Consider the following 12841-nt stretch of genomic DNA (forward strand, 5'->3'; position numbering starts at 1 on the left):
GCTTTTTTTGAAAGATTTCTATATATTGACATGCAGTCGGGTCTTTGCTACAATCAGTTATGGAGGATAGGTCTAATGAAATAATAAAAAAATTGATGCCAATCGCATTAGCAGTCTTTTTCTTTAGTGTGCTAGCAACAAGTGCAGTATTGGCGGATACTACAGGTGGACAGTTTGTTGATAAGGATAATAGAAAATATTATATAAAAGATGACCATAAAGCAATCTATTGGCATAAAATAGACGGTAAAACCTACTATTTTGGTGATAGTGGAGAAATGGTAGTCGGTTGGCAATACTTAGAAATCCCTGGGACAGGTTATCGTGATGATTTATTTGATAATCGACCAGTTTTCGAAATTGCCCTTCAACCGAAGTGGTACTACTTTGGACAAGATGGGGTTCTACAAGAATTTGTTGGTAAGCAAGTTTTAGAAGCAAAAACAGCTACAAATGTCAACAAGCATCATGGGGAACAATATAATAGTCCAGCAGAGAAACGAGTCTATTATTTTGAAGATCAACGTAGTTATCACACCTTAAAAACTGGTTGGGTTTATGATGAGGGGCACTGGTATTATTTACTGAAGGATGGTGGCTTTGATTCTCGCATCAACAGATTGACTGTTGGGGAGCTAGCACGTGGTTGGGCTAAGGATTTTCCTCTTACATATGATGAAGATAAATTAAAAGCTGCTCCATGGTACTATCTAGATCCAGAAACTGGTATTATGCAAACTGGTTGGAAACAACTTGGCAATAAGTGGTACTACCTCCGTTCATCAGGAGCTATGACAACTGGTTGGTATCAAGACGGCTCAACTTGGTATTATCTAGATGCTGAAAATGGTGATATGAAAACGGGCTGGCAAAACCTTGGTAACAAGTGGTACTATCTCCGTTCATCAGGAGCTATGGCAACTGGTTGGTTCCAGGTCGGTAGTAAATGGTACTATGCTTATAGCTCAGGTGCCTTGGCAGTGAATACGACCGTAGATGACTATTCTGTCAATTATAATGGTGAATGGGTTCAATAATGAAAGAGGCGATTGTGAAGGAAACAATCGCTTTTTTTGTGAAAATATAATAAAATAGATAGGAGAGAATAAATACTTGTAGGAAAAAATAATACTCTTCGAAAATCAAATTCAAACCACGTCAGCGTCGCCTTACCGTACTCAAGTACAGCCTGCGGCTAGCTTCCTAGTTTGCTTTTTGATTTTCATTGAGTATGAGACGGCTTTTTCGTCTAGTAAAAGGAAAACATGACAAAAAAAGTTGGTGTCGGTCAGGCACATAGTAAGATTATTTTAATAGGGGAGCATGCGGTCGTTTACGGTTATCCTGCCATTTCCCTGCCTCTTTTGGAGGTAGAAGTGACTTGTAAGGTAGTTCCTGCAGCGAGTCCTTGGCGCCTCTATGAGGAGGATACCTTGTCCATGGCAGTTTATGCTTCACTGGAGTATTTGGATATCAAAGAAGCCTGCATTCGCTGTGAAATTGACTCGGCTATCCCTGAGAAACGGGGAATGGGTTCGTCAGCAGCTATCAGCATAGCGGCCATTCGTGCGGTTTTTGACTACTATCAGGCAGAACTGCCTCATGATGTATTAGAAATCTTGGTCAATCGGGCGGAGATGATTGCCCATATGAATCCAAGTGGTTTGGATGCCAAGACCTGTCTCAGTGACCAGCCCATTCGCTTTATTAAGAACGTAGGATTTACAGAGCTTGAGATGAATCTATCTGCCTATTTGGTCATTGCAGATACGGGCGTCTATGGTCACACTCGTGAAGCCATTCAAGTGGTTCAAAACAAGGGCAAGGATGCCCTGCCGTTTTTGCATGCCTTGGGGGAATTGACTCAGCAGGCAGAAGATGCGATTTCACAAAAAGATGCTGAAGGATTGGGACAAATCCTCAGTCAAGCGCATTTACATTTAAAAGAAATTGGGATCAGTAGCCCTGAGGCAGACCATCTGGTTGAAACGGCTCTTAGCCATGGTGCTCTGGGTGCTAAGATGAGCGGTGGTGGGCTTGGAGGCTGTATCATAGCCTTGGCAGACAATTTGACACACGCACAAGAACTAGCAGAAAGATTAGAAGAGAAAGGAGCTGTTCAGACATGGATAGAGAGCCTGTAACAGTACGTTCTTACGCAAATATTGCTATTATCAAATATTGGGGAAAGAAAAAAGAAAAAGAGATGGTGCCTGCTACTAGCAGTATCTCTCTGACTTTGGAGAATATGTATACGGAGACAACTTTGTCATCTCTACCGACGGATGCGACAGCTGATGCCTTTTATATCAATGGTAAGCTACAAAATGAGGCTGAGCATGCCAAGATGAGTAAGATTATTGACCGCTACCGTCCAGTTGGAGAAGGCTTTGTCCGTATCGATACTCAGAACAATATGCCTACCGCGGCGGGTCTGTCCTCAAGTTCTAGTGGTTTGTCTGCCTTGGTCAAGGCTTGTAATGCTTATTTTCAGCTTGGATTGACTCGGAGCCAGTTGGCACAGGAGGCTAAGTTTGCCTCAGGCTCTTCTTCTCGGAGTTTTTATGGACCGCTAGGTGCCTGGGATAAGGATAGTGGAGAAATTTACCCTGTAGAGACAGACTTGAAACTAGCTATGATGATGTTGGTGCTGGAGGACAAGAAAAAACCAATTTCTAGCCGTGACGGTATGAAACTTTGTGTGGAAACTTCGACGACCTTTGATGACTGGGTGCGTCAGTCTGAGAAGGACTATCAGAATATGCTGGCTTATCTCAAGGAAAATGATTTTGCCAAGGTTGGGGAATTAACGGAGAAAAATGCACTGGCTATGCACACTACGACCAAAACAGCATCACCAGCCTTTTCTTATCTGACGGATGCAAGCTATGAAGCCATGGACTTTGTTCGCCAGCTCCGTGAGCAAGGAGGGGCTTGTTACTTTACTATGGATGCTGGTCCCAATGTTAAAGTCCTCTGTCAAGAGAAAGATTTGGAGCATTTATCAGAAATCTTAGGTCAGCGTTATCGCTTGATTGTGTCAAAAACAAAGGATTTGAGTCAAGATGATTGCTGTTAAAACTTGCGGAAAACTCTATTGGGCAGGCGAATATGCTATTTTAGAGCCAGGGCAGTTGGCCTTGATAAAGGCCATTCCTATCTATATGAAGGGCGAGATTGCTTTTTCTGATAGTTACCGTATCTATTCAGATCTGTTTGATTTCACAGTTGATTTGACGCCAAATCCTGACTATAGCTTGATTCAAGAAACGATTGCTTTAGTGGAAGATTTCCTCGTTTATCGTGGGCAGACCTTGCGACCTTTTTCTTTAGAGATTCGAGGAAAAATGGAACGAGAAGGGAAAAAGTTTGGTTTAGGCTCTAGTGGCAGCGTCATTGTCTTGGTTGTCAAGGCTTTGCTGGCTCTGTATAATCTTTCGGTTGATCAGGATCTCTTGTTCAAGCTGACCAGTGCTGTCTTGCTCAAGCGAGGAGACAATGGTTCTATGGGGGACATTGCCTGTATTGTGGCAGAGGAATTGGTTCTTTACCAGTCTTTTGATCGCCAGAAGGTGGTTGCTTGGTTGGAAGAAGAAAATTTGTCGACAGTTTTAGAGCGTGATTGGGGCTTTTCAATTTCACAAGTGAAACCAACTTTAGAATGTGATTTCCTAGTGGGGTGGACCAAGGAAGTGGCTGTGTCTAGTGATATGGTCCAGCAAATCAAGCAAAATATCAATCAGAATTTTTTAAGTTCCTCAAAAGAAACGGTGGCTTGTTTGGTAGAAGCCTTGGAGCATGGGAAATCAGAAAAAATTATCGAGCAGGTAGAAAGAGCCAGCAAGCTCTTAGAAGGCTTGAGCGCAGATATTTACACACCTTCGCTTAGACAACTGAAAGAAGCCAGTCAAGATTTGCAAGCCGTTGCCAAGAGTAGCGGTGCTGGTGGTGGTGACTGTGGTATTGCCTTGAGTTTTGATGTGCAATCAACCGAAACATTAAAAAATCGCTGGGCCGATCTGGGGATTGAGCTCTTATATCAAGAAAGGATAGGACATGACGACAAATCGTAAGGACGAGCATATCCGCTATGCTCTTGAGCAGAAAAGTTCCTATAATAGCTTTGATGAGGTGGAGCTGATTCATTCTTCCTTGCCTCTTTACGATCTGGATGAAATCGATCTGTCGACAGAATTTGCTGGTCGAAAGTGGGATTTTCCTTTTTATATCAATGCCATGACGGGTGGAAGCGATAAGGGAAGAGAAATCAATCAAAAGTTGGCTCAGGTGGCAGAAGCCTGTGGAATTTTATTTGTGACGGGTTCTTATAGCGCAGCCCTTAAGGATCCAACAGACGACACTTTTTCTGTCAAGTGTGATCATCCAAATCTCCTTCTTGGAACCAATATTGGATTAGACAAGCCGGTTGAACTTGGTTTGCAGACTGTGACGGAGATGAATCCTTTACTTTTACAAGTGCACGTCAACGTCATGCAGGAATTACTCATGCCAGAGGGAGAAAGAAAGTTTAGAAGCTGGCAATCGCATCTAGCAGACTATAGCAAGCAAATCCCTGTCCCTATTGTTCTCAAGGAAGTGGGCTTTGGAATGGATGTGAAGACCATCGAGAGAGCCTATGAACTGGGTGTTCGTACAGTGGATCTATCAGGTCGTGGTGGTACCAGCTTTGCCTATATCGAAAACCGTCGCAGTGGTCAGCGTGATTACCTCAATCAATGGGGGCAATCTACTATGCAAGCCCTTCTCAATGCCCAAGACTGGAAAGACAAGGTTCAACTCTTGGTCAGTGGAGGCGTTCGGAATCCGCTGGATATGATTAAGTGCCTGGTCTTTGGCGCCAAGGCTGTAGGACTGTCTCGAACAGTTCTGGAATTGGTTGAAATCTATTCAGTCGAAGAAGTGATTGGCATTGTTCAAGGCTGGAAAGAAGATTTACGCTTAATCATGTGTGCTCTTAATTGTGCTACCATAGCAGATTTGCAAAGCGTAGATTACATTCTTTATGGAAAATTAAAAGAAGCAAAGGATCAGATGAAAAAGGCGTAACCACCGCCTTTTTTCCATCTTTAGACTGAGGTGCCTTTTTTGAATTGTGATAAAATAGAAGGGAGAGGATGAACCTATGAGAAAATTTAAAATCTTTTTATTTATCGAAGCCTGTCTTTTGACGGGAGCTCTGATTTTGATGGTTTCAGAGCATTTTTCACGTTTTCTGCTGATTTTATTCCTCTTTTTGCTTTTGATTCGCTATTACACTGGTAAAGAGGGCAATAATCTTCTTTTAGTGGTGGCAAGCATTCTCTTCTTTTTCATCGTCATGCTCAATCCTTTTGTGATTCTAGCTATTTTTGTTGCGGTTATATACAGTCTCTTTCTTCTTTATCCGATGATGAACCAGGAAAAAGAGCAGACCAATTTGGTTTTTGAAGAGGTGGTAACGGTTAAGAAGGAGAAAAATCGTTGGTTTGGAAATCTTCATCATTTTTCAAGCTACCAGACTTGCCAATTCGATGATATCAATCTCTTTCGCCTCATGGGTAAGGATACTATTCATTTGGAGAGGGTGATTCTAACCAATCATGACAATGTCATTATCCTCAGAAAGATGGTAGGAACGACCAAAATCATTGTACCTGTAGATGTGGAAGTCAGTCTCAGCGTTAACTGTCTCTATGGGGATTTGACTTTTTTCAACCAGCCCAAGCGAGCCCTCCGCAATGAACACTATCATCAGGAAACGAGAGATTATCTCAAGAGTAACAAGAGTGTCAAGATTTTCTTGACTACTATGATTGGCGATGTGGAGGTGGTCAGAGGATGAAAAAACAAGCCTATGTAATCATTGCCATTACCTCCTTCCTGTTTGTCTTATTTTTCTCCCACAGCTTGCTGGAAATCCTTGATTTTGACTGGTCTATTTTCTTGCACGATGTCGAAAAAACAGAAAAATTTGTCTTTTTATTGTTGGTATTCAGCATGTCCATGACCTTTCTCTTGGTCCTGTTTTGGCGAGGTGTCGAAGAGCTTTCTCTAAGAAAAATGCAGGCTAATCTCAAGCGTTTATTGGCAGGGCAAGAAGTGATACAGGTTGCAGATCCAGATTTGGATGCCAGTTTCAAGTCCTTGTCAGGGAAACTTAACCTTTTAACAGAAGCTCTTCAAAAGGCTGAAAATCACAGCCTTTCTCGGGAAGAGGAAATCATCGAGAAAGAACGGAAGCGGATTGCTCGGGATTTGCACGATACAGTCAGTCAGGAGTTGTTTGCGGCCCATATGATTTTGTCAGGTGTCAGTCAGCAGTCTTTGAAATTGGATAGAGAAAAGATGCAGACCCAGTTGCAGAGTGTCACAGCTATTTTAGAAACCGCCCAGAAGGATTTGAGAGTCTTGCTCCTGCATTTGCGACCGGTTGAATTGGAACAGAAGAGTCTGGTTGAAGGGATTCAAGTCCTCTTAAAAGAGCTTGAGGACAAGAGTGATCTCAAGGTTAGTTTTAAGCAAAATGTGACGAAATTACCTAAAAAAATCGAGGAGCATATCTTCCGTATTCTGCAAGAATTGATCAGCAATACTCTCCGCCATGCTCAGGCCTCTTGTTTGGATGTCTATCTCTATCAGACGGATCTTGAATTGCAACTGAAGGTGGTGGATAATGGGATTGGTTTCCAGTCGGGGAGCTTCGATGATTTGAGTTATGGACTCCGCAATATCAAGGAGCGGGTTGAAGATATGGCAGGAACGGTTCAGTTATTAACAGCTCCCAAGCAAGGGCTGGCAGTTGATATCCGTATTCCCTTGCTCGATAAGGAATGATAAAGGAGTAAAGATGAAAATTTTACTAGTAGATGACCATGAAATGGTCCGATTGGGCTTGAAAAGCTACTTTGACCTCCAAGACGATGTAGAAGTTGTGGGTGAAGCATCCAACGGATCTCAGGGCATTGACTTGGCCTTGGAATTACGTCCAGATGTCATTGTCATGGATATCGTCATGCCTGAGATGAATGGAATTGACGCGACCTTAGCTATCCTTAAAGAATGGCCTGATGCCAAGATTTTGATTGTGACCTCTTATTTGAACAATGAAAAAATCATGCCTGTCTTGAATGCTGGTGCCAAAGGCTATATGCTCAAGACTTCTAGTGCAGATGAATTGCTTCACGCTGTCCGTAAGGTGGCTGCTGGCGAGTTGGCCATTGAGCAAGAGGTCAGCAAGAAGGTCGAATACCACCGCAATCATATGGAGCTTCATGAGGACCTGACTGCGCGTGAGCGAGATGTACTACAACTCATCGCCAAGGGCTACGAAAATCAGCGTATCGCAGACGAACTTTTTATCTCTCTCAAGACGGTTAAGACCCACGTGTCCAACATTCTTGCCAAACTTGAAGTCAGCGATCGTACCCAGGCGGCTGTCTATGCCTTTCAGCACCACTTGGTGGGGCATGAGGATTTTTAGTAGTTATATAAAATAATATCGGAGAAATGACTTAATTTAGTACCAAGAAGTGAGTAAGTAGTTCTAGTACGGTAAAATATTTTTTTCACAATGTTTTTATGTTATTTGTTGACATTCATTTTATAGGGGAGTAAAATAGAGTTAGAAATATTTAGATTAACATATATATTATAAAATATAAAAAATCCAAAAGGAGGTTAAAATCATACAGCAACTTTAAATTTTCATGACAGGAGGAAATGGCTATGAAAAAATCTAAACTACTTACACTTGGTTTACTTGCAGGTGCTGGTCTACTTTTGTCTATCAATCAAGCACAGGCTGTAGATACTTGGGTTAAAAATGGTGCTGACTGGAATCTTTCTCAAGATGGTAGCCTCGCTAAGGATAAATGGGTACAAAACGCTGGTTCTTGGTACCACTTCGATGGTTCTGGTAAAATGCAGACAGGCTGGCTCAAAGACGGCAATACCTGGTACTCACTAGCAGATAGTGGTGCTATGCGTACTGGCTGGTACAAAGAAGGTAGCACATGGTACTCCCTAGCAGATAGTGGCGCCATGCGCACTGGTTGGTACAAAGAAGGGTCTACTTGGTACTATCTTCGTTTTAGTGGTTCTATGCAGACAGGTTGGGAGTGCATAGATAATAATTGGTATTATTTCGAACAATCAGGTGCAATGGCCTCTGATAGAGTTGTAAATTCTAGTGATGGCACAGGCTATATTCTCAGCAAGGATGGGCATATGTTCACTTTACAAAATAGCCCTTATAAAAATGGTGACATTGTTCGTTTAGGTGATGGATATGAATATCTGGTTACAGCAAAATTTGACGGAAATAACTTTACTGATGTTATCGTGGATAAAAACACTTGGTATATCAAACCTGAGTTCAAGAAGTTTTCCGAAAAATATGGGGATCAAGTTTCAAATACAATCTTAGCTTTAGTAGATAATAAAGAAGAAGGACAAGAAATTGATCCTAAAGCTGTTATTCGTAATTTCCAAAATCTACCAGGTCGATATTACTTTGGAGCAGATGGTCGTAGAGTATTACCACTTCCAGAGATGACAACTAGATCAGAAATCAAAAAAGTTGGAAATGATTTTTATCTAGAAGACCCAGGTGTACGACTTAGACTTCCATCTACTAACTTCACAATCAATAACAATAAACTATACCATTTAGATAATGGACAAGGTAAGCTTAAAACAGGTTACTTTGTATTGATTGATGACGGTATGTCTACAACCCACTATCATTTCCTTGTATATGCAGACCAATCTGGAGAAGTTCTTAAGATGAAACGCTTGCCATCAAGATTTTCAGATTATTTTGACAAAGAAATCGATGGTTTCTATGGTCAAAAAATTAAAATTACACAGCCAAATAAGTATGAATATTACAAGGTTCTTGTGGTTAAATAATACAAAACGAATCGCCTAATGAGGGATGTGTGGGCGATTCGTTTTTTACTGTAATCAGCCATCACTAAACATCTTTTATAAGATTATATTCGAAACCTAAAGAAAAACAAGAAGAAACCATACTTCCAGCATGATTGAAAAGCGCAGTCATTACTTGAAAAAATTCGCTCGTTTATGTTATAATAGACTGTATTTAAAAAATTTTAAGGAGAAATGACAGAATGTCTGTATCATTTGAAAACAAAGAAACAAACCGTGGTGTCTTGACTTTCACTATCTCTCAAGACCAAATCAAACCAGAATTGGACCGTGTCTTCAACTCAGTGAAGAAATCTCTTAATGTTCCAGGTTTCCGTAAAGGTCACCTTCCACGTCCTATCTTCGACAAAAAGTTTGGTGAAGAGTCACTTTATCAAGACGTTATGAACGCTCTTTTGCCAAACGCTTATGAAGCAGCTGTAAAAGAAGCTGGTCTTGAAGTCGTTGCACAACCAAAAATTGACGTAACTTCAATGGAAAAAGGTCAAGACTGGGTTATCACTGCTGAAGTTGTTACAAAACCTGAAGTAAAATTGGGTGACTACAAAAACCTTGAAGTATCAGTAGATGTAGAAAAAGAAGTAACTGATGCTGACGTTGAAGAGCGTATCGAACGCGAACGCAACAACTTGGCTGAATTGGTTATCAAAGAAGCTGCTGCTGAAAACGGCGACACTGTTGTCATCGACTTCGTTGGTTCTATCGACGGTGTTGAATTTGATGGCGGAAAAGGTGAAAACTTCTCACTTGGACTTGGTTCAGGTCAATTCATCCCTGGTTTCGAAGACCAATTGGTAGGTCACTCAGCTGGCGAAACTGTTGATGTTATCGTAACATTCCCAGAAGACTACCAAGCAGAAGACCTTGCAGGTAAAGAAGCTAAATTCGTGACAACTATCCACGAAGTAAAAGCAAAAGAAGTTCCAGCTCTTGACGATGAGCTTGCAAAAGACATTGACGAAGAAGTTGAAACACTTGCTGAATTGAAAGAAAAATACCGCAAAGAATTGTCTGAAGCTAAAGAAGAAGCTTACAAAGATGCCGTTGAAGGTGCAGCAATTGATAAAGCTGTAGAAAACGCTGAAATCGTAGAACTTCCAGAAGAAATGATTCACGAAGAAGTTCACCGCTCAGTAAACGAATTCCTTGGAAACTTGCAACGTCAAGGTATCAACCCTGACATGTACTTCCAAATCACTGGAACTACTCAAGAAGACCTTCACAATCAATACCAAGCAGAAGCTGAGTCACGTACTAAGACTAACCTTGTTATCGAAGCAGTTGCCAAAGCTGAAGGATTTGATGCATCAGAAGAAGAAATCCAAAAAGAAATCGAGCAATTGGCAGCAGATTACAACATGGAAGTTGCTCAAGTACAAAGCTTGCTTTCAGCTGATATGTTGAAACACGATATCACAATCAAAAAAGCAGTTGAATTGATTACAAGCACAGCAACAGTTAAATAATCTTAATAAGATAAAATCCCACCTGATTAGGTGGGTTTTCTGATGCGCTATTTTCCAAAAATCTCTTTGAGGTCTGCGTCTGTAATCCCAATCATGGCGGGGATGCTATCCCAGTTTTCTTCGGTTAGGATGTAGGATTGTTCAGAGGTACTTGATGTGGCTGTTTCAGAGACAGCTGGTCGCTTTTCTTCAACATTCTCCAATAAATCACTGAAGCGTTCAATCAGATAGGTTTTTCGGGCAGTTCCGATGTGTTGGGTAGCATAGTCGAAGGCCTGTAATTCGCCTAGTAAGATAAGCTTGCTTTTGGCGCGTGTAATGGCTGTATAGATGAGATTGCGCTCCAGCATACGCCTACTAGCACTGGTGATAGGTAGGATGACAACAGGAAACTCACTTCCCTGAGACTTATGGATACTCATGGCATAGGCTAGGCGAATCTTGTACCATTCGTTACGTGGGTAAGAGACTTCGTTGCCATCAAAATCAATGACAATCTCGTCTTGTTTCGACTCGGTGTATTTACCAGGAATCAGGTCTGTGATAGCTCCTAAATCCCCATTAAAGACATTGATTTCAGCATCATTGACCAAGTGAATGACCTTGTCTCCCTTGCGATAGTGACACTGGGGAGCCTCAAAACTAAGTTGGTCTTTTTGTGGTGGATTGAGGAGGTCTTGCATGAGCTGGTTGATGGCATCAATCCCTGCCGTCCCTCGGTACATGGGAGCCAGAACTTGGATATCACGGGCAGGAATACCACTTCTGAGGGCAGCGCCTAAGATCTTTTCAATGGTAGCAGGAATATGGCCACTAGCAATTTCAAAGTAGGAACGGTCAGCTTTTTTCTGGGTGAAATCAGCTGGCAAGATACCCTGTCGAATCTGACTAGCTAGGGTGACGATGGTTGATTCTTCGCTTTGCCGATAAATTTTTTCCAAGCGAGTCTGAGGAATCAAAGGAATATGAAGCAGGTCAGCTAGAACCTGTCCAGGGCTGACAGACGGTAGCTGGTCGCTGTCGCCCACGATGAGGATCTTACTGTTAGAAGAGATGTTGGAGAAGAGTTGGTTGGCCAGCCAAGTATCTACCATGGAAAATTCATCTACGATGATAAAGTCAGCATCCAGATAATCTTCCAGATGACTGGTATCATCGTCACCTGTCATTCCCAAGTGGCGGTGTATAGTCGCGCTAGGCAAGCCTGTCAATTCATTCATGCGCCGAGCGGCTCGTCCAGTTGGAGCGGCAAGAAGAATCGGCAGGTTGCTTTTTTTCCTGAGGTCAAGTCCTTCTAAAAGGGCATAAACAGCGATAATCCCATTGATAACAGTTGTCTTACCAGTACCAGGCCCACCTGTAAGGATAAAGACCTTGTTTTGGATAGCATCGCAGATAGCTTGTTTTTGAATGCTATCATACTCAATTCCCAGCTCTTCCTCGACAGTAGCGATATGTTTTTGAATGGTTTCTAAATCCTGGCTCTTCTGTTTTCCTTTTTCAAGGATACGAACCAAGTGACTGCGGATGCCTTCCTCCGCGAAAAAGAGGCTGTTGTCAAAAATCTTGGTATCAACCTGCTGAACCTTGTCTTCTTCGATCAGGTAGGAGAGTTCTTGGGCTACTTGGCTGGGGTCCAGTTCCACGGGACGAGAAGATTCAAGGAGAGTAAGGGTTTGTTCTAGCAGTTCCCGTGCTTCAACATAGGTGTCCCCTGTTTCCATACAGACCTGAAAAAGACTGTGAACTAGACCGGCGCGGAAGCGTTCAGGAGCCTGACTTTCGATGCCTAGTTCCTCAGCTAGTTGGTCAGCAATAGTAAAGCCCAAACCCTTGATATCCTCGACCAACTGGTAGGGATAATTTTCAACCACATCAAGGGTTTCTTCCTTGTAAAAGTCTTGAATTTGAAAGGCTAATTTATTTGGGATGCCGTAGTTGGCTAGTTTGGCCAAGACCATCTCCGTTCCGTAGTTGAGACGGAGAGTGGAGACGAAAGCCTCGCGATTTTTGGCAGATAGTCCTGCGATGCCTTCTAACTTTTCTGGGTGTTGCAAAATTTCGTCAATGGTATTGTCGCCATAGGTGTCCACTATTTTCTGAGCTGTCTTGAGACCAATTCCCTTGAAATGGCTACTTGAAAAGTACTTGACCAAGCCCTTGCTAGTTGGTTTTGCGCGTTCATATCGACTGATCTGCAGTTGTTCCCCATACTTGGAGTGCTGGACAATTTGTCCCCAAAAAGTATAGTCTTCTCCCTCAATCACGTCAGCCATGGTGCCAGTGACAATGATTTCAAAATCATCAAAATCTTCTGCGTCCGTATCGTCGATTTCTAGGAGAAGGATGCGATAAAAATTGCTGGGATTTTCAAAAATAATCCGTTCAATGGTTCCTGAAAAATAAACTTCCATAAGATTCCTTTG

The 12841-nt window shown here is 42.1% G+C and carries 11 protein-coding genes; 10 read left to right on the forward strand and 1 reads right to left on the reverse strand.

Annotated elements, in window-relative coordinates:
• The first annotated feature begins 59 nt into the window (after window positions 1-59).
• From HMPREF9957_RS08840 to tig, 10 genes are all read left to right on the forward strand, one after another.
• Window positions 60-1037: an N-acetylmuramoyl-L-alanine amidase family protein gene (locus HMPREF9957_RS08840; protein ID WP_004242503.1), complete on the forward strand. Its 978-nt coding sequence runs from the start codon at window positions 60-62 to the stop codon at window positions 1035-1037.
• Between the two features lie 228 nt (window positions 1038-1265).
• Window positions 1266-2144, forward strand: a complete 879-nt coding sequence (mvk, locus tag HMPREF9957_RS08845) for a mevalonate kinase (RefSeq protein ID WP_000163298.1) — start codon at window positions 1266-1268, stop codon at window positions 2142-2144.
• On the forward strand, window positions 2126-3079 hold the full coding sequence (gene mvaD / locus HMPREF9957_RS08850; protein ID WP_000373470.1) for a diphosphomevalonate decarboxylase: 954 nt from the start codon (window positions 2126-2128) through the stop codon (window positions 3077-3079). Before mvk ends, mvaD begins: the two co-directional genes overlap by 19 nt.
• Window positions 3066-4073 carry a phosphomevalonate kinase gene (locus HMPREF9957_RS08855; protein ID WP_000562399.1) on the forward strand — a complete coding sequence of 336 codons (1008 nt, stop codon included), beginning with the start codon at window positions 3066-3068 and terminating at the stop codon, window positions 4071-4073. The genes mvaD and HMPREF9957_RS08855 overlap by 14 nt, the downstream gene beginning before the upstream one ends.
• A complete protein-coding gene (gene fni, locus HMPREF9957_RS08860; RefSeq protein WP_000210649.1) occupies window positions 4057-5067 on the forward strand; it encodes a type 2 isopentenyl-diphosphate Delta-isomerase in 1011 nt (336 codons plus the stop codon). Before HMPREF9957_RS08855 ends, fni begins: the two co-directional genes overlap by 17 nt.
• Window positions 5068-5143: 76 nt before the next feature.
• Window positions 5144-5842 (forward strand): cell wall-active antibiotics response protein LiaF, encoded by a 699-nt coding sequence (liaF, locus tag HMPREF9957_RS08865; protein WP_001224644.1) that lies wholly within the window; start codon window positions 5144-5146, stop codon window positions 5840-5842.
• The gene (locus HMPREF9957_RS08870; protein WP_000743652.1) at window positions 5839-6834 is read left to right on the forward strand and encodes an envelope stress sensor histidine kinase LiaS; all 996 of its coding nucleotides are present in this window, start codon (window positions 5839-5841) and stop codon (window positions 6832-6834) included. The genes liaF and HMPREF9957_RS08870 overlap by 4 nt, the downstream gene beginning before the upstream one ends.
• A gap of 13 nt (window positions 6835-6847) precedes the next feature.
• Window positions 6848-7480, forward strand: coding sequence for a response regulator transcription factor (locus HMPREF9957_RS08875; protein WP_000698428.1), 633 nt, complete (start codon window positions 6848-6850; stop codon window positions 7478-7480).
• 245 nt (window positions 7481-7725) lie between these two features.
• Window positions 7726-8910, forward strand: coding sequence for a PspC-like choline-binding domain-containing protein (locus tag HMPREF9957_RS08880; protein ID WP_000748700.1), 1185 nt, complete (start codon window positions 7726-7728; stop codon window positions 8908-8910).
• A 221-nt stretch (window positions 8911-9131) separates the two neighbouring features.
• Entirely contained in the window at window positions 9132-10415 is a 1284-nt protein-coding gene (tig, locus tag HMPREF9957_RS08885; RefSeq protein WP_000116488.1) for a trigger factor, read from the forward strand.
• Between the two features lie 47 nt (window positions 10416-10462).
• Here the strand turns inward: tig and recD2 are convergent, their stop codons facing one another.
• Window positions 10463-12829, reverse strand: coding sequence for an SF1B family DNA helicase RecD2 (gene recD2, locus HMPREF9957_RS08890; protein ID WP_000454516.1), 2367 nt, complete (start codon window positions 12827-12829; stop codon window positions 10463-10465).
• Window positions 12830-12841: the final 12 nt, after the last annotated feature.

Origin of the sequence: Streptococcus mitis SK1080, from assembly GCF_000220085.1 — a bacterium.
GTDB lineage: Bacteria > Bacillota > Bacilli > Lactobacillales > Streptococcaceae > Streptococcus > Streptococcus mitis_K.

Coding starts and splice junctions, on each gene's coding strand:
- mvk (WP_000163298.1), top strand. CDS start 1,266: ATGACAAAAAAAGTTGGTGTCGGTCAGGCACATAGTAAGATTATTTTA.
- recD2 (WP_000454516.1), bottom strand. CDS start 12,829: ATGGAAGTTTATTTTTCAGGAACCATTGAACGGATTATTTTTGAAAAT.
- HMPREF9957_RS08875 (WP_000698428.1), top strand. CDS start 6,848: ATGAAAATTTTACTAGTAGATGACCATGAAATGGTCCGATTGGGCTTG.
- HMPREF9957_RS08880 (WP_000748700.1), top strand. CDS start 7,726: ATGAAAAAATCTAAACTACTTACACTTGGTTTACTTGCAGGTGCTGGT.
- liaF (WP_001224644.1), top strand. CDS start 5,144: ATGAGAAAATTTAAAATCTTTTTATTTATCGAAGCCTGTCTTTTGACG.
- HMPREF9957_RS08870 (WP_000743652.1), top strand. CDS start 5,839: ATGAAAAAACAAGCCTATGTAATCATTGCCATTACCTCCTTCCTGTTT.
- fni (WP_000210649.1), top strand. CDS start 4,057: ATGACGACAAATCGTAAGGACGAGCATATCCGCTATGCTCTTGAGCAG.
- HMPREF9957_RS08855 (WP_000562399.1), top strand. CDS start 3,066: ATGATTGCTGTTAAAACTTGCGGAAAACTCTATTGGGCAGGCGAATAT.
- HMPREF9957_RS08840 (WP_004242503.1), top strand. CDS start 60: ATGGAGGATAGGTCTAATGAAATAATAAAAAAATTGATGCCAATCGCA.
- mvaD (WP_000373470.1), top strand. CDS start 2,126: ATGGATAGAGAGCCTGTAACAGTACGTTCTTACGCAAATATTGCTATT.
- tig (WP_000116488.1), top strand. CDS start 9,132: ATGTCTGTATCATTTGAAAACAAAGAAACAAACCGTGGTGTCTTGACT.